Annotated in this window: 17 protein-coding genes and 3 tRNA genes; 13 read left to right on the top strand and 7 right to left on the bottom strand. The window is 57.4% G+C overall.

The genetic code is table 11. The features are described 5' to 3' along the window. The first annotated feature begins 273 nt into the window (after positions 1-273). Positions 274-699 (top strand): GNAT family N-acetyltransferase, encoded by a 426-nt coding sequence (locus ACQZ5M_RS02235; RefSeq protein ID WP_296075837.1) that lies wholly within the window; start codon positions 274-276, stop codon positions 697-699. Positions 700-736: 37 nt separating this feature from the next. Here the strand turns inward: ACQZ5M_RS02235 and ACQZ5M_RS02230 are convergent, their stop codons facing one another. Continuing rightward, positions 737-2176: a PepSY-associated TM helix domain-containing protein gene (locus ACQZ5M_RS02230; protein WP_296075825.1), complete on the bottom strand. Its 1440-nt coding sequence runs from the start codon at positions 2174-2176 to the stop codon at positions 737-739. Between the two features lie 176 nt (positions 2177-2352). Beyond that, the gene (locus ACQZ5M_RS02225) at positions 2353-2757 is read right to left on the bottom strand and encodes a DUF2946 domain-containing protein (protein ID WP_296075827.1); all 405 of its coding nucleotides are present in this window, start codon (positions 2755-2757) and stop codon (positions 2353-2355) included. 175 nt (positions 2758-2932) lie between these two features. Between ACQZ5M_RS02225 and ACQZ5M_RS02220 the strand changes: the two genes are divergently transcribed. Next, complete coding sequence (locus tag ACQZ5M_RS02220; protein WP_296075830.1) at positions 2933-4504, top strand: DUF1800 domain-containing protein; 1572 nt, start codon at positions 2933-2935, stop codon at positions 4502-4504. A 3-nt stretch (positions 4505-4507) separates the two neighbouring features. Further along, positions 4508-5689, top strand: a complete 1182-nt coding sequence (locus tag ACQZ5M_RS02215; RefSeq protein WP_296075832.1) for a DUF1501 domain-containing protein — start codon at positions 4508-4510, stop codon at positions 5687-5689. Between the two features lie 79 nt (positions 5690-5768). Here the strand turns inward: ACQZ5M_RS02215 and ACQZ5M_RS02210 are convergent, their stop codons facing one another. Together ACQZ5M_RS02210 and rlmB are read right to left on the bottom strand one after the other, a co-directional pair. Continuing rightward, on the bottom strand, positions 5769-6179 hold the full coding sequence (locus tag ACQZ5M_RS02210) for an acyl-CoA thioesterase (protein WP_296075834.1): 411 nt from the start codon (positions 6177-6179) through the stop codon (positions 5769-5771). A 64-nt stretch (positions 6180-6243) separates the two neighbouring features. After that, complete coding sequence (rlmB, locus tag ACQZ5M_RS02205; RefSeq protein WP_296017132.1) at positions 6244-7125, bottom strand: 23S rRNA (guanosine(2251)-2'-O)-methyltransferase RlmB; 882 nt, start codon at positions 7123-7125, stop codon at positions 6244-6246. 235 nt (positions 7126-7360) lie between these two features. On the opposite strand from rlmB, the gene ACQZ5M_RS02200 reads away from it, so the two are divergent. Beyond that, a tRNA-Tyr gene (locus tag ACQZ5M_RS02200) sits at positions 7361-7445 on the top strand. 25 nt (positions 7446-7470) lie between these two features. Beyond that, a tRNA-Gly gene (locus ACQZ5M_RS02195) sits at positions 7471-7544 on the top strand. Between the two features lie 296 nt (positions 7545-7840). On the opposite strand, the gene ACQZ5M_RS02190 is transcribed toward ACQZ5M_RS02195, so the two are convergent. Next, positions 7841-7963 carry a hypothetical protein gene (locus ACQZ5M_RS02190; RefSeq protein ID WP_296017134.1) on the bottom strand — a complete coding sequence of 41 codons (123 nt, stop codon included), beginning with the start codon at positions 7961-7963 and terminating at the stop codon, positions 7841-7843. A 246-nt stretch (positions 7964-8209) separates the two neighbouring features. Beyond that, positions 8210-8842 (bottom strand): TerC family protein, encoded by a 633-nt coding sequence (locus tag ACQZ5M_RS02185; RefSeq protein ID WP_296036475.1) that lies wholly within the window; start codon positions 8840-8842, stop codon positions 8210-8212. A gap of 350 nt (positions 8843-9192) precedes the next feature. Here ACQZ5M_RS02185 and tuf point away from each other — a divergent pair, with 350 nt between their 5' ends. Then, positions 9193-10368 (top strand): elongation factor Tu, encoded by a 1176-nt coding sequence (tuf, locus tag ACQZ5M_RS02180; RefSeq protein WP_296082073.1) that lies wholly within the window; start codon positions 9193-9195, stop codon positions 10366-10368. Positions 10369-10611: 243 nt separating this feature from the next. Here the strand turns inward: tuf and ACQZ5M_RS02175 are convergent, their stop codons facing one another. Then, entirely contained in the window at positions 10612-12627 is a 2016-nt protein-coding gene (locus tag ACQZ5M_RS02175) for a methyl-accepting chemotaxis protein (protein ID WP_449078979.1), read from the bottom strand. A gap of 464 nt (positions 12628-13091) precedes the next feature. Between ACQZ5M_RS02175 and ACQZ5M_RS02170 the strand changes: the two genes are divergently transcribed. From ACQZ5M_RS02170 to rplL, 7 genes are all read left to right on the top strand, one after another. Continuing rightward, positions 13092-13167: transfer RNA gene (locus ACQZ5M_RS02170), tRNA-Trp, on the top strand. 186 nt (positions 13168-13353) lie between these two features. Further along, a complete protein-coding gene (gene secE, locus ACQZ5M_RS02165) occupies positions 13354-13554 on the top strand; it encodes a preprotein translocase subunit SecE (protein WP_003523719.1) in 201 nt (66 codons plus the stop codon). Positions 13555-13575: 21 nt separating this feature from the next. Beyond that, positions 13576-14106: a transcription termination/antitermination protein NusG gene (gene nusG / locus ACQZ5M_RS02160; RefSeq protein ID WP_296075560.1), complete on the top strand. Its 531-nt coding sequence runs from the start codon at positions 13576-13578 to the stop codon at positions 14104-14106. A gap of 218 nt (positions 14107-14324) precedes the next feature. Beyond that, positions 14325-14756, top strand: coding sequence for a 50S ribosomal protein L11 (gene rplK, locus ACQZ5M_RS02155; RefSeq protein WP_062588826.1), 432 nt, complete (start codon positions 14325-14327; stop codon positions 14754-14756). A 2-nt stretch (positions 14757-14758) separates the two neighbouring features. Beyond that, positions 14759-15454, top strand: a complete 696-nt coding sequence (rplA, locus tag ACQZ5M_RS02150) for a 50S ribosomal protein L1 (protein WP_296075533.1) — start codon at positions 14759-14761, stop codon at positions 15452-15454. Positions 15455-15816: 362 nt separating this feature from the next. Next, positions 15817-16335 (top strand): 50S ribosomal protein L10, encoded by a 519-nt coding sequence (rplJ, locus tag ACQZ5M_RS02145; protein ID WP_296075535.1) that lies wholly within the window; start codon positions 15817-15819, stop codon positions 16333-16335. 58 nt (positions 16336-16393) lie between these two features. Continuing rightward, positions 16394-16771, top strand: coding sequence for a 50S ribosomal protein L7/L12 (gene rplL, locus ACQZ5M_RS02140; RefSeq protein WP_004442635.1), 378 nt, complete (start codon positions 16394-16396; stop codon positions 16769-16771). Positions 16772-16895 lie beyond the last annotated feature (124 nt).

Here is a 16895-nt window from a genome sequence, read left to right as displayed (position 1 = left end):
AGAGGCGAGCGCTAAAAAACGAGTACAAAAAGGCAACGGTTTTATTGGAACAAGAGGCTATCCGCCGCGTTCTTATCGTCGTTTTTTAGCCCGCTTCGAAAAGCGTTTCTGGTCGCGGTCAAATGCTTCGAGTGTGGGTTACGCAGCAGGAGACAAAACGATATTGGTTCTCGTCATCGCCGCTGGACGGCGGATCGAGGTCTGGCTTGAACCTTGCAGACAAGAGGTAGTGTCGTGATTACGCGCCCCGCAACAGAAGAAGACGCGCAAGGTATGGCTGCAGTGCAGAACGAAATCTTTGCGGCGGGGCTGCGAAACACCTCGACGGATGTTGAGACTGTCACGACGAACTATATCTCGGATCCGGCCCGAATCGCCTGCACGGTTGCCGTCGATGAGGATGGGCGCATTCTCGGCTTTCAGTCGCTGAAGCTCGCCACCGCTGCTGGCAATCCTTACGGTGTAGCTGAAGGTTGGGGCATTATCGGCACGCATGTCAGCCCCTTCGCTGCGCGACGCGGTGTTGGCAAGGCGCTGTTCAAGGTGACACTCAAAGCAGCCGAGGCTTTTGGCCTAAAGGATATCGACGCCAGCATTGGCGCCGATAATGACATGGGGCAGGCTTATTACGAAGCCATCGGGTTCCGAACCTATCGTACGACGGACGATCGTGTCTGCAAGGCCTATCGACTCGGTTGACGCTGATCGGTCGTCATTCGAGCCGGAGTCGTTCAGTTCATGAAGCGGTCTTGTGCTTTTGCCCGACCTTCTGGACCACCAGATCGAGAATCAGCATGACGATCAGGCTTGCACCGACCAGGGGAAAGATGATCCCACCTACGGCTAGGATTGCGGCTAGTCCGTACAGCGTACGCTTGCTCTGAGGCATGGGCGGAACGCCGAGCGAGCCTTTCGGACGACGCTTCCACCACATGACGCCGCCCGATACGGCAAGCAGGATGATGGCGAGGCAGGCCAGTGCCAGCACGATCTGGTTGGCAAGCCCGAATTGCTGGCCCATATGCACGTTGATGCCCCATTCCAGTCCGCGACCAAGCGGGCCGTAATCGGCGTAGCTCATGTCGATCAGCGGCTTGCCGGTATATTGATCCAGATGGATGACCCGCTGTTTGGAAAGATCGTCCGGGTAAATGGAGCCGCTATAGACGCCTTGCGGTTTGGTCGGCAGCGCCACTGCATAACCGGCTGAGAGGCCGAGTTCATCGAAGCGAGCGATCGCCTTATCGATGCCGATGGGGGCCGGCATCTCATCGCCATGGTCGTGGTTCATCGCCATATGATCCGTAGGCATTGAGGGTGCGGTCTCCACGTGCTGCCCATGATCGTGACCCTCTGACGTCGGTATCTTTGCCTGCTCCAGCGACCAAGAGGTTTTCGAGACATCGTCGAGCCGTTCACCAGACATGGGGATATCGACGCGCACGCCTGCCGGGTAACCGAAATTGTTGCCGTTGGCCCATTCATTGACCTTCCCACCCCACACGCCCGACCATGGCATGCCGGTGATGGCGAGGAAGACGATGAAGCCGCCGACGAAGATGCCGGTAACGGCGTGCATATCCCGCCAGAAGACACGCTTCTTGGGCGTGCCGCGAACGGAAACCACGCCGCCGGTCTGGTTGCGCGGCCACCAAAGATAGATACCGGTCGCCACCAGCAGGATCGACCAGCCCGCGGCGATCTCGATGAGGTAGCGGGCGTAGGTGCCGAAGTATTTGAGGCTATGGAGCGTACGGATCGTCCACATGACGGTGCCGCGATCCGGCAGGGAGCCGAGGACTTGTCCGGTGTAGCCATTCACATAGACGGCGCGCTTACCCTCCGGTGTGCTCACGGTGACTTCCGTTGATGCGCCGGGATCGGCGGGTTGAGTGAGTTTGACGGCAGTGCCTGGGAAAGCTGCGACGGCGTTGGCGACGATTGTCGACGGTAGGACAGCGGCGGTATCTGTTACCTCGATCCGCTTCAGGTTGGAATGGAAAGCATTGTCCAACTCATCCCTGAAGAGATAGAGCCCGCCGGTGATGGCCAGCGTTATCATGAAGGGAAGGACGAAGAGACCGGCGTAAAAATGCCAGCGCCAGACGGCGCGATAGAGATTGAGCGATGACGGCGCGCTCACGCGTTCACCCACGGAAGTGGTGCTGATCGACATTATTGACTCCGCGAAAGGGTGCAGGCAGTCGGTGACATGCCCGCTGGAGATTTCAACGCAGGTCGGACAGTAGAATCGCCGTCGGGAATCGAGGCGATCTACGCGACATATGTCCGTAACCAGCGCCGAGGCTGATTGTTATCGACGCGTTCTCTGTTTCAGAGATGCGCCTCAGATCATGCGTGAAAAGGAGTGGGAGGGCCGCGGGGCTGCTGCTCGTGCGTGGGCGGCGCAGGGATCCTGCTTTCACTCCAACGCCAAAGCGTGACGTGGACATGCGGCACGATACGCCCGGCAATTTCGCTCGGACTTGCCAACAAAGCAGTGAAGGATGCAGATGCGAGGCGACAGAGTGTGCCACAGCAGCTATTGGCGAGCTTCTCGGCAGGCGATTGTTTTTGAACGCTGCCATCCGGTAGATGAGCCGCACAGATGATCTCATCAGCCGCAAGTGCGGTGGTCGCCATGCTGCCGTGCGCCACGCCATTGGCAAGACCTTGCAGCAGAAACAGCAGCAGGGCCAGCACTGCGACAGCGCCAGCCGAACTGCGATCCTGCATGATCCTGCGAATAAGCTTCATGGCATATGCAGTGGCACATTTTCGCCATCATGTCACTGCGGCAAAGGTGACACGGTAAACATCACCGCGGTGGGTTACAAATTGTCCATGTCGGCAAAATGCCGCAGTTCTGCAGCTTTTCCGCCGGATTTGGCTGGGATTCTCTTGCCATTGACAGTTGGCAGGAGTGGCAAACATGGCTCCGTTTTCTCCAACGATAGCGGCGATCCGCTATGGTTACGGTCTTGCACCGGACCAGATACTCAGCCGGAACAGGGACGATCTACTGGTCCAACTGGTAGATGCGCCGCTAAAGGAAAGCTTCTTTCCCATAGGCGGTGCCTTTGATGCGCGGCAGCGGGCAGATGACCTCGCCAAGGGGTTTGAGGCTCTGAAGATTGCCAAGAAAGACGCCGAGAACGATCGCGCGGCGCGCCAGCAATTGCAACGCAAGGCAGAGCAAAGTTTCCAGCGCGATAGCCTTGCACGCGTGCTTCAGGCGACATTCTCGCCCTATGGATTTCATGAGCGGCTGGCGGCTTTCTGGTTCGACCACTTCTCGGTCAATGCGCATAAATCTTTTCCAATGCGCGTGATCACGCCGCTCTATGAGGTCGAGGCCATTCGTCCGCACCTTGCAGGATCGTTCCGCGACCTGTTGCAGGCGGCGGTTCTCCATCCCGCCATGCTGATCTATCTCGATCAGGCGCAATCGACCGGACCACAGTCTGCTGCGGCGCAGAACCGCAAGAAGGGCCTGAATGAGAATCTTGGTCGGGAACTGATCGAGTTGCACACGATGGGCGCGGGCAGCGGCTATACGCAGGCCGATGTGCGATCCGCGGCGCTGGTGCTGACCGGCATGACGGTGGACGATCATTACGAGATGCTGTTTCGCCCGCGCATGGCGGAACCCGGTGAGATCAAGGTCCTGGGCGTCAAATACGGTGGGAACCCGCGCTCGGCCGATGACTGTCTCGTCATGCTGGACGATCTGGCGAGCAGATCCGAAACGGCGCAGCATATCTGCCGCAAACTCGTGACCCACTTCATTTCCGACGATCCGCCCCCGGATGTCGTCACTGCGATGGTACAAGAGTGGAAGGCGAGCGACGGGCATCTGGCCAAGGTCTATGCCGCAATGCTCAATCACACGCGCGCGTGGCAGGAGCCCGGCGCCAAGATGAAACTGCCATTCGACTACGTCGTCTCCGGACTTCGGGCTTTCGGAATTACCCGTAAAAACTGGCGAGAGCGCATGTCTCCGGATGGTGACGACAGCTACACGCCGTTTGATACGCCGACCGCAGCCGCGGCACAGCAGGCGCTGAAGAGCAGCGGTGAGGAGATGGCGCCGGCGATGCCTGGCGATGCCGGACAGATGGCGATGGACAAGCCTGCTGCGAGTATGAAGGCCGTGATGCCATCCGATCCAGCGCAACTACCAAAGCCGAAAGCAAGCCTTGCCCGGACGCTGACGGTCGCAGCACTTCGCCGCATGGGCCAGCCGGTTTGGCAGCCGCCAAGCCCAGCCGGATTCGAGGAGGGCGTCGCATCCTGGCTTTCGCCAAGCCAGATGAGCGAGCGCATTCTCTGGGCGCGTAAAGCAGCCGGCACGCTCGGCAAGGACATGGAACCTAAAAAGCTTCTCGAAGTGTCGCTGGCCGAACAGGCGCGCGACGACACGATCCGTGTGGTGGGACAGGCGCCGAACCGTGTCAGCGGTCTGACGCTCGCGTTGTCTTCCCCCGAATTCAACAGGAGATAGGACATGGCCTTCTCTCAGGATATGATTTTGAGCCGCCGCAGCTTCCTGATGACTGCTTGTTGTGCGGCGGCGGTGCCGGTTTTTTCCCCGGTCAGCTTTGCCGCGATGCCGGGCGAGAACCGTTTCGTCACGATTGTTCTACGCGGTGCTATGGACGGGCTCGATCTGGTGCAGCCCTATGGCGATCCCGCCTTCGCTCAGTTTCGTCCGACATTGGCGCTGAAGCCAGACGACGGCCTGATCGATCTTGATGGACATTTTGGCCTGAACCCTGCGGCTGATGCCCTGATGCCCATGTGGCAGGCGAAGGAGTTGGCCTTCGTCCATGCTGTCTCTACGCCCTACCGCGACCAGCGGAGTCATTTCGATGGTCAGGACATGCTGGAGAGTGGTTCGCAGGCTGTGCACGGGGAGCGCACTGGCTGGCTGAACCGGGCGCTTTCCGCCATTCCGCGGTCGGAGGATCGCAAGGCCATCGATATCAACACATCGATGGAGCTTATTCTATCAGGGCCGAATGAGGCGGATGTCTGGGCTTCGAGTTCAAATATGACGATGGCAGCGGATGAAGTCGGTTTCTTCAAGCGACTTTATGCCAATGATGCCGAGTTTAGCCGAGTGCTTGCCGAAGCCTTGCGCACCGACATGGCGGCCGAGCAGCTTTTCCAGGACGAAAAGCGCGGGCAGGGCATTCGCGACATTGCGAAACTTGCGGGCGGCATGCTGCGCGAGGATTACCGCATCGCCAGCTTCTCCGTCGATGGTTGGGATACGCATGCGGGCCAGAAGGCGCAGTTCGCCCGCACGGTAAAGGACCTGACCATCGCACTGACCACGCTGAAAGATGCGTTGGGACCCGATGTTTGGAAGAAGACCATGGTTCTGGCGATGACCGAGTTCGGCCGCACCGTTCGGGAAAATGGTACTGGCGGCACAGATCATGGCACGGGCGGCGTTGCCATTCTCGCAGGTGGAGGCATCCAGGGTGGTAGGGTGCTGGGCAAATGGCCGGAGCTGGGCGAGGGCAAGATGCTGGACGACCGGGATCTGATGCCGACCGGCGACGTGCGCGAGCTGGCCGCCGCCATGCTCTACCGCCAATTCGATGTCGGTAGCGAAGCTCTGACCAATGGCATTTTTCCGGGACTGTCCTTTGACAGATCGTCGGCCTATCTCAAGATATGACAAGAGCGTGCCGCGATCTTCTTGATCCGCTTCTCACGCTTCAGTGTTGAGTCTGAACGCATGTCGTGACAGCGGCCGCTCAGACGTCGATCGTCTCGACGGGGATTTGCGGGGGAAGCGGTGCCGGCTTGCCGTTCTCATCCATGGCAACCATGATAAAGGTGCCCGCCGTGACTTTCTCCAGCTTGTCGTAGCGCGACCGCTGCGCCCACGCTTCGACGCAAAGGGTGATAGATGTGCGGCCCGTGCGTGTGATGTCGGTGTAGATGGAGAGCGTATCGCCGATCTTGACTGGAAGCTCGAAAGCCATTTCCTTCACCGCTGCCGTCACCACGCGACAGCGCGCCCGTTCGGCGGCACGAATGCCGCTCGCCAAGTCCATCTGAGACATGACCCAGCCCCCGAAAATATCGCCCGCCGGGTTGGCATCGGCCGGCATGGCCAGCGTGCGAAGCGTCAGTTCGCCGGTGGGCTTGGGGGCTCGGTTCATGGGGTTGTCTCTCCAGGGCTGTTCTAAGTCTTACTATTGCGGAGGCGTCTGTTCTTTGCGTGCCTTACGCCTTCGCCAGAAACTGCTGCGTTGCATAAAGTGCGATGGCGGCTGCATTCGAGACATTGAGCGACTTGATTTCGCCCGGCATGTCGAGGCGCGCCAAATGCGTCACCGTTTCGCGTGTCTTCTGGCGCAGGCCCTTGCCTTCGGCACCAAGGACGAGCGCGATCTTGTTGCCGCTGAAGGTTTGCTCGATGGGGGCGGGGCCTTCTGAATCGAGGCCGATGGAAGTGAAGCCGAGCTTGTGGAGTTCGGAGAGAGCATCGGCAAGATTGGTGATCTGGATGTAGGGGATCATTTCCAGCGCGCCGGAGGCTGATTTAGCCAAGACGCCGGATTCGGTCGGGCTGTGGCGCATGGTGGTGATCAGCGCGCCGGCGTTGAAGGCGACCGCCGAGCGCATGATGGCGCCGACATTGTGCGGATCGGTCACCTGATCGAGAACCAGGATCAGCGGGCTTTCCTTCAAGGCCGAAAGCTTGCGCACCGGCAGCGGCCGGGTTTCCAGCATCACGCCCTGATGAATAGCGTCGGGCCCGAGAACCTTGTCGATCTCCTGCGGCGCGACCATCTCGACGGGGAAGGGCTGGGCGCTTGCTTCACCGATTTCAAGGCGCGCGAAAGCGTTTTGGGTGACGGACAGCTTGATGAGTTGCCGTTCTTTGTTGGCGAGTGCCGCGCGCACCGTATGCAGGCCGTAGAGGTAGACCTGATCCGCGCCAAGCTGCGGCGGTTTCCATTCGTCAGCGCCTCTGTTGCGGCGCTTCTGTTGTGGCGGCGTGGGGATTTCTCCGCGTTCGCGCTTACCGTCGCGCACAGCGCGTCGAAGGTTGGCATAGTGCGTGTCGCGGGTGGTTTTGTCTTTGGGATCGTCTTTGCTCATGTCGCCTTATATCGTTGCCGCATCATCCGCACCAGTCCCCCCACTGTTGCGCAGGGCATCGACAAACGCCATCCACAGGGCTTTGACACTGTTGGAATTTTTTCCTGAAATTTCGTCACTGATCGTGTTGACAGAACGATGAAGGGCCGTCATATACGCGGCCACAGACGACGAACGGCGCAGCGCCGAACGGACATCTGGACTAAGCTTGGTCGCTTGATCCTCGCAGAATACTGGAGGGATGCCCGAGTGGTTAAAGGGGACGGACTGTAAATCCGTTGGCTCAGCCTACGTTGGTTCAAATCCAACTCCCTCCACCATTCTGCACGGATCGAAATCACCGCCGCGGGTATAGCTCAATGGTAGAGCAGCAGCCTTCCAAGCTGAATACGCGGGTTCGATTCCCGCTACCCGCTCCAATTTTCCCGCTTTTTTAATTTGATGTTGTTGAGCGATCACCGGTCGATGTCGCTCTTTGCTACGCCCACCTTCGGCAACGTGATTCCATTCCGTCAGCAGAATCAGAGTGAGTATGGCTGCGGCCTTATCGCCTGCACTTCGTATTGTCCAAACCCAGGCGCGGTATTGCCAATTTGGATTCGCAGCGCTGTTTTGCGGGTCTGGTCGGGCCATCGGCAGTGACGTAAATGGTTGAGGCCAAATGCGTCTGCTTTACGTCTGTGCTGTCGCTACAGGTCGTCAGAACTCAGGATGGTCAGCTCGTTGCGGTATAAAGTAACTGCACGACCAGTAAGGCCAGCAGGATGAAGGTGAGTGCTGCGCCGATCTTTAACTGTCGAAAGCGCCGTGTGCGGCCGCCGGACCAGTCATAAGCCATTGATTCAGGCATCCTTCTGATTATTTTTTACATCTAAAGTAATGATCTTTTATGCTTGCGCGAAGCTGACGGAAATTATCAGATCGGATAGGCAAATTCATTGGCTTGCCTCTTGCCAAGCGATAGTCGCTCGTAAGAAGAATCAATAGTAATAAACGCGCACGCAGGCGATGCATCCGAAGCCGGAATGAAAAGCCCGAAATACGGTATTCGGGCTCTCCAATATGAGAGCGATCGCTTCTCGCGTCAGCTGAAGTAAGGCTGTAGGTAAGGCCAGACTTCCAATCCGCCATGGTACAGCATGTTCGCTGCTACATAGACGATGACAGCGAGGCCGACATAGGAAATCCAGCGATAACGGTGGAGCAGCTTAGCGACGAGGTTGGCGGCAAGGCCCATGAGTGCGATCGACACGACGAGCCCGATAATGAGAACCGTCACGTGGTCCTGCGCAGCACCGGCAACGGCCAGAACATTGTCTAGCGACATGGATACGTCAGCAATGACGATCTGGGTGGCCGCCTGGAAGAAGGTCTTGTGACCCTTGGTCAGATCGGCCTCCTCATCGGTAACCGTGTCTGCGCCCGAGGAATTTTGTTCGCGCAGTTCGCTCCACATCTTCCAGCACACCCAAACGAGCAGGAGGCCGCCGAAAAGCTGAAGTCCGACGATGGCGAGGAGCTGCACGGTCAATGCCGCGAAGGCGATGCGTAATACGGTGGCGGCAATAATGCCGACAAGGATGGCCTTGCGGCGCAGATGAGCGGGGAGGCCTGCTGCGGCAAGGCCGATGACGATGGCGTTGTCGCCCGCGAGAACCAAGTCTATGGCAATGACCTGTAGAAAGGCTGTGAAGCCTGCTGCTGTGAAGATTTCCATTCTATATCCCGAAGCGTATGCTCGAGGGCCGCGCAAGACGCGACGCCGAAAGAGGTGTTGAGATTGCGAGAGTCCTTTTCAAATCGCCGTTTCCCCCTGGCGACTTCGTTTTGCAATATGACATGAATCGTAGGAGCGTAAAGAGTAAGTGCCGCTGCGGCGCTCCGCTCGCCATTAAAGTGGTTGATAACGCGGATGAAGATCCCCATATGGCGCCAATCCTGCCGCTTTCGGCTGTGGATTCGGTGCCTTGACAATTAAGTCTTGCGCATTCGGTTACAAAGCCTTAAACGGCCACACCAAACCGGTTCGCCGGGGAAACTACTTCACGTTCACAGGAAGCAATTCACATGGCAAAGAGCAAGTTTGAGCGGACGAAGCCGCACGTCAACATCGGCACGATCGGTCACGTTGACCACGGCAAGACGTCTCTGACGGCAGCGATCACGAAGTTCTTCGGCGAGTTCAAGGCGTATGACCAGATCGACGCCGCTCCTGAAGAAAAGGCTCGTGGTATCACGATTTCGACGGCACACGTTGAGTATGAGACGCCGAACCGTCACTACGCTCACGTTGACTGCCCCGGCCACGCCGACTACGTGAAGAACATGATCACCGGTGCTGCCCAGATGGACGGCGCTATCCTGGTTTGCTCTGCTGCTGACGGCCCGATGCCGCAGACGCGCGAGCACATCCTGCTTGCTCGCCAGGTTGGCGTTCCGGCGATTGTCGTATTCCTCAACAAGGTCGACCAGGTTGACGACGCGGAACTTCTCGAGCTCGTCGAGCTTGAAGTTCGCGAACTTCTGTCGTCCTACGACTTCCCAGGCGACGACATTCCGATCGTCAAGGGTTCGGCGCTGGCCGCTCTCGAAGATTCCGACAAGAAGATCGGTGAAGACGCAATCCGCGAGCTGATGGCTCAGGTTGACGCCTACATCCCGACGCCTGAGCGTCCGATCGACCAGCCGTTCCTGATGCCGATCGAAGACGTGTTCTCGATCTCTGGTCGTGGTACGGTTGTGACGGGTCGCGTTGAGCGCGGTATCGTCAAGGTTGGTGAAGAAGTCGAAATCGTCGGCATCCGCGCGACGTCGAAGACGACTGTTACCGGCGTTGAAATGTTCCGCAAGCTGCTCGATCAGGGCCAGGCTGGCGACAACATCGGTGCTCTGGTTCGTGGCGTACAGCGCGATGGCGTTGAGCGTGGTCAGATTCTCTGCAAGCCAGGTTCTGTCAAGCCGCACAAGAAGTTCATGGCAGAAGCCTACATCCTGACGAAGGAAGAAGGTGGCCGTCATACGCCGTTCTTCACGAACTACCGTCCGCAGTTCTACTTCCGTACGACTGACGTTACCGGTATCGTTTCGCTTCCAGAAGGCACGGAAATGGTTATGCCTGGCGATAACGTCACTGTTGAAGTCGAGCTGATCGTTCCGATCGCGATGGAAGAAAAGCTGCGCTTCGCGATCCGCGAAGGCGGCCGTACCGTCGGCGCCGGCATCGTTGCTTCGATCATCGAGTAATCTTTTCCCGCAAGGGATTTGAGAAAGCCCCGCTGGAGACAGCGGGGCTTTTGCGTTTTCGGGTGCCTGGGATGTGTCTCCAACAGATCTGGCTGCTAGCCGGCAGAGTTGGGTCTGCGCTCGGACTTCGCGTAGAAACAAAAACATCCGGTGAGGGGACGCACCGGATGGACGTTCAAAGACCTATCGTCTGATGGTCGCCACTCCGCCTCGTTGGGACTGGGGTGGTGGGCATCGTCGCCTTTAGAACTCCTCCCACTGACCGGGAGAAGCAACTGCCGCTGTTCTTCCGCTGAACGCTCTGCTCAACCTGCCGCCCAATGCGCGGGCAGGGGAGAGGATTGGCGGTGCATCGAGTGGTGCCGCGCGAAGGGCAGGGGCCGCATCGTCCAGCTTGAAGCGGGTGATGAGGCGGGCGAGATTGGACGCCTCGTCGGCCAGGCGGTTGGAGGAGGCTGTCGATTCCTCCACCATGGCGGCATTCTGCTGTGTCATCTGGTCCATGTGATTGACCGCGGTGTTGACCTCCGACAATCCAGTAGACTGTTCCCGCGCTGCGGTCGCAATCGAGTGGACGTGCTCGTTGATCTTGATCACATGGCTCTGGATCTGGCCGAGCGCGTCGCCGGTCGCCGTTACCAGTTTTACGCCGGTCTGCACCTCGTCGCCGGAGCGGGAGATCAGTGTCTTGATTTCTTTGGCAGCGTGAGCGGAGCGTTGCGCAAGCTCGCGGACTTCCTGTGCGACGACGGCAAATCCCTTTCCTGCTTCGCCAGCGCGCGCTGCTTCCACGCCTGCATTGAGGGCGAGAAGGTTGGTCTGGAATGCGATCTCGTCGATCACGTTGATGATCTGGCCGATCTCGCCCGAGGCCTGCTCTATGCGGCCCATGGCGGAAACGGCATTCTGCACCACTGCGCTGGACTGTTCGGTCGAGCGGCGTGCCTCGTCTACCATATGGCTTGCTTCCGTTGCCCGCTCGGTGGAGTTTTTCACCGCAGCGGTGATCTCCTCCAGTGCCGCGGAGGTCTCCTCAAGAGACGCAGCTTGCTGCTCGGTCCGCTTGGACAACTCGCCAGACGCTGTGCGCATTTCGCCCGCGCCACTATTGATTGTTTCGATCGCGATGCGAACCTGGCCGAGAAGATGGCGCAGGTTTGCCATGGTGTGATTGACGTTGTCACGCAGTTCGGCAAATGCACCCTGGAATTCGCCATGCATGCCTGCCGTCAGATCGCCGTCCGAAAGAGCAGAGATAACGCGCCGGGTTTCTGCTACGCCATGATCGACGGAAGCGACCAGTTCATTGACCTGGGCTGCAAACCTGTCGAGGTCGACATTGCCGTAGTTCTTGGTAATGCGCTTGGTGAAGTCGCCAGCCACGGCGGCGGAGACCACTTCGCCGATGTTCGATTGGAGGTCGGCACTCTTTGCCTGTAGTGCTGCCTCCTGCGCATTCAGCTCACGAACCTTGATAGCATTCTGTTTGAAGACTTCGACTGCACGGGCCATTTCACCCAGCTCGTTCTTCAACTCTGTGAAAGGGACGTCGACGTCCAGATCACCATCGGCCAGCTTGCGCATGACGGCTGTCGAACTGCCGACGGGTTCGGCGATGCCGCGATAAAGAGCAAAGCCGCCGAAAAGCGCGAAGCCTGTAAGGCCGATCAGGCCGCCGATGTTGACCCAGTCTGAGTTGCCAACCGCAGCATCGCCGTCAGCACTTCGCGCGTCCATCAGGCTGCGCTCGGTTTCCTGAATTTCCGCAATGGTGCTGCGGATCTTGTCCATATAGGCTTTGCCCGCGCCCTGAGCTTCCAACGCTCTGGCCTGCTCGGCGGTGGATGTATTGCGCATCAGCGCAATCTCTTTTTCCGCGATGTTGGCGCGCCAAGCCTTTGCCTGTTCGTCAAGGTTGGCAAGTCGTTGCTGCTGGGCGGGATTGTCTGAAGTCAACGCCTTCACATTGGCGAGGCCCGCTTCATAATCACTGATGCCGCCGCGATAGGGATCGAGGAATGCATCGTTTCCCGCAATGAGGTAACCACGCAAGCCAGTTTCCTGATTGACGATGGCCACGAGAATTTTGTTCGTCGCCCGATAGACCTCATTCGTGTGCTGTATCCAGCCATTCGTCTTGTCGATGAAATGAATGCTGCGATAATTCAGGATACTGACCGTTGCCGCGACAACGATGAGAATCGCGAAGGTGATTGTAATCTTGAAGGAGGTCTTCATATGTTGCAGTTGCTTCATCATGTGTCTTAGCCGCAGATGATAGAGGAACCCTAATGCGACCCACCCAGCATGACCGAGCACCCGCACCGCCGATGAGCGCGCGGGAAGTCATCATCTCTTCCTGCAGCATAAAAATGGTCTTGAAGCGCCGCTGCAATTCATTCGAGCGACAATGTCCAGTTGCCCACTAAAAGGCCCAGCAAGACGGTGCCATAACGATGCGGCATCGATATTGGTTCACTCGAATAATTGAATTTTTTCTAGGAAAAATTCTGATATATTAGGTAAATACTTTCTTAATACTTTAGAAAATTGTATTTCAAGAAACGTAGTTGTGAATGTCGCGGGTTCTTATTGTCAGTGGTCTGCGTGCATCGTCTGACTTTGGAAAAATGTAAAAAGACGCTTGCCAATCGCGGCGCGCCGTCTTAAAGGAGGCACACACCGGGCGGACGAGGCGAATTGCTGAGTCTGGTTTGGTCTGAAGGGGTATAGCTCAGTTGGTAGAGCGGCGGTCTCCAAAACCGCAGGTCGTAAGTTCGAGCCTTACTGCCCCTGCCATTTTCTCAGTCGCAAGCGCGCAATCTCGCTGCATGGCGATTGGGTGCCGGGTATCCGGCGAATTCACCGAATGTCGATTTTCTCTTGTTAAAAAGGGAATCGGCGTTTATGTAGGGTCAAAACAGACACGCGGTGCGTGGGGCTGATTAGTATCGGCTTTACGCGCCGTAATTGCGTGGGCAGTCAATGGCATCCAAAACCAACCCGTTTACGTTTCTGCAGCAGGTGCGCGCCGAAGCGTCGAAGATCACTTGGCCATCGCGCCGCGAGACCATGATTTCCACGGCTATGGTGCTGGTTATGGTCATCTTTGCGGCTCTGTTCTTCTTTGCGGCAGATCAGCTCATCGGCTGGTTGCTCAGCCTCGTGCTGAATGTCGGCCGCTAACGCATCGAACGGAGAGCTATAATGGCAGCGCGTTGGTACATTGTTCAGGCCTACTCGAATTTCGAGAAGAAGGTCGCTGAATCGATCGAAGAAAAGGTTCGCCAGAAGGGTCTGGACCATCTGTTCGAAAAAATCCTCGTTCCGACTGAAAAGGTCGTTGAGGTGCGTCGTGGCCGCAAGGTTGATAGCGAGCGCAAGTTCTTTCCAGGTTACGTGCTGGTGCGCGCTAACTTGACGGATGAGGCTTATCACCTCATCAAGAATACGCCGAAGGTCACCGGCTTTCTCGGTTCCGACAATAAGCCGGTTCCGATTCCGGATTCCGAGGCTGACCGTATTCTCGGTCAGGTCCAGGAAGGTGTCGAGCGTCCGAAGTCTTCGGTTTCGTTCGAAATCGGCGAGCAGGTTCGCGTCTCCGACGGTCCGTTCGCATCGTTCAACGGTGTCGTTCAGGACGTTGACGAGGAGCGCTCGCGCCTCAAGGTCGAAGTGTCGATCTTCGGTCGCGCTACTCCGGTAGAGCTCGAGTACAATCAGGTCGAGAAGGTCTGATCAAGTTTCGGAGGGTGGTTTCGCCCTTTGTCAAATACATCAGGATTATAGAGCAAGCATTTGCTTCTACAGCCTGATGTGATGCGGCCAGGGCCGCAAAGCGCGTGGAAGATCATCTGGCTCTGAAGCCGGGGCAGGGGTCGAACCACGCAACCGCAGCCGCCGGTTATTCCGGCATATGGACCGGGAAACCGGTTCGATTTGAAAGGCAGAGAGTAATGGCTAAGAAAGTTGCAGGCCAGCTCAAGTTGCAGGTTAAGGCAGGATCGGCTAACCCGTCCCCGCCAATCGGCCCGGCACTTGGTCAGCGTGGCATTAACATCATGGAATTCTGCAAGGCGTTCAATGCCGCCACGCAGGAAATGGAAAAGGGTATGCCGATCCCGGTCGTCATCACCTATTACCAGGACAAGTCCTTCACCTTCGTCATGAAGCAGCCACCAATGACGTACTGGCTGAAGAAGGAAGCTAAGATCACCTCCGGTTCCAAGACGCCTGGTAAGGGCGCCAAGGTCGGCTCCATCACCAAGGCTCAGGTCAAGACGATCGCAGAAGCCAAGATGAAGGATCTGAATGCAGCCAACATCGAAGGCGCAATGGCAATGGTTGAGGGCTCTGCCCGCGCCATGGGCCTGGAAGTGGTAGGTTGATCATGGCTAAGCTTGCAAAGCGCGTACAGAAGACCCGTGAAGGTGTTGACCCGAACAAGCTCTACGTCCTGACCGACGCCATCTCGATGGTTAAGGAACGGGCTGTCGCCAAGTTCGACGAAACCATTGAAGTTGCAATGAATCTCGGCGTTGACCCGCGTCACGCCGACCAGATGGTTCGTGGCGTTGTCAATCTGCCGAACGGCACAGGCCGTGACGTTCGCGTTGCTGTTTTTGCTCGTGGCGCCAAGGCTGATGAAGCCAAGGCTGCTGGTGCAGACATCGTTGGCGCCGAAGACCTGCTGGAAACGGTTCAGGGCGGCAAGATCGATTTCGACCGCGTTATCGCGACCCCTGACATGATGCCGCTCGTCGGTCGTCTCGGCAAGGTTCTCGGCCCACGCGGCATGATGCCGAACCCGAAGGTCGGTACGGTTACGATGGATGTCGCTGGTGCCGTCAAGGCTTCCAAGGGTGGCGCTGTCGAGTTCCGCGTCGAAAAGGCCGGTATCGTTCACGCCGGCGTTGGCAAGGCTTCGTTCGATGCCAAGGCGTTGGAAGAAAACATCAAGGCTTTTGCTGACGCCGTCATCAAGGCTAAGCCTACCGGTGCAAAGGGCAACTACGTCAAGCGCGTAGCGATCTCCTCGACCATGGGCCCAGGCTTCAAGATCGACCCTTCGTCGGTTACGGCTTAAGTTGATTTCGCTGCGCCTTCCAAGGAGGCGCGGCAATACTGATTTCCGGTTCGCAAGAGCCGGAAATTTCCGGGGTAACCCGGAATTCCTGTCCGAGATTGCAGGTGGTTGGTATCTCCCGAGATATTGGCCTTAATCATTCAACCTGCATGAGACGGGTAAGAGCCCGGATTTTCGCATCGAGACGATGCTAAATAATCCGGTTCGAACCTGATGTGCCTGTGCCTGAAGCCGTTTGCGGCGACAGAGCGGGGGACAGGATCCTCAAGCGTCGCTTGGGATTTCGGCAACGAAAACCCTTGGGGCAAAGGCAAACCCGATGGGTGCACATTCAATGTGTAGTCATCTACTGGAGACAGACAGTGGAAAGAGCGGAAAAACGCGAATTCGTCACGGAGCTGAACGAAGTCTTCAAGGCTTCCGGTTCAGTTGTCGTGGCCCACTATGCTGGTGTCACAGTTGCGCAGATGAACGATTTTCGTTCGAAAATGCGTGCTGCTGGCGGCACCGTCAAGGTCGCGAAGAACCGCCTGGCCAAGATCGCTCTTCAGGGTACGGAGTCGGAAGGGATGTCAGATCTCTTCAAGGGACAGACGCTGATTGCATACAGCACTGACCCTATGATTGCTCCGAAAGTCGTCATGGACTTCGCCAAGACCAACGACAAGGTCGTTGTACTGGGCGGCGCCATGGGCGCAACCACGCTGACAGCTGATGCAGTCAAGTCGCTTGCGACTCTGCCTTCGCTGGACGAGCTGCGTGCGAAGCTGCTGGGCCTTCTCAATGCCCCGGCAACCCGCGTCGCAACGGTTGTGGCAGCACCGGCAAGCCAGCTTGCTCGTGTGTTCTCGGCTTACTCCAAGAAGGACGAAGCCGCTTAAGGCGGTTTTTCGCTGTAAATATTCAAACCGGTTCGAACCGAATTAAAGGAACTGAAAAATGGCTGATCTCGCAAAGATCGTAGAAGACCTCTCCTCGTTGACCGTTCTGGAAGCTGCTGAGCTTTCCAAGCTTCTCGAAGAGAAGTGGGGCGTTTCGGCTGCTGCTCCTGTAGCAGTTGCTGCTGCTGGTGGCGCTGCTGCCGCTGCTGCTCCTGAAGAAGAAAAGACCGAATTCGACGTTATCCTGGTTGACGCTGGCGCCAACAAGATCAACGTCATCAAGGAAGTTCGTGGCATCACCGGCCTCGGCCTGAAGGAAGCTAAGGACCTCGTTGAAGGCGCTCCGAAGCCTGTCAAGGAAGCTGTTTCCAAGGCTGAAGCTGCTGACCTCAAGAAGAAGCTTGAAGACGCCGGCGCTAAGGTCGACGTTAAGTAATCTTTAAGATTGCTGATGGGAGAAGGAAAATCCTTCTCCCATTATCGCTCTGTTTGAAACCGATTACCCAAGAACCGCCTGAAAACGGTTCTTGGGTAATGGGTTCTTCAAGAGAATGGTTCCG

It is taken from the genome of Rhizobium sp. 22-785-1, from assembly GCF_053521965.1.
Note: the sequence above shows the minus strand (reverse complement) of the source record. Positions and strands in the feature narration are given on the sequence as shown.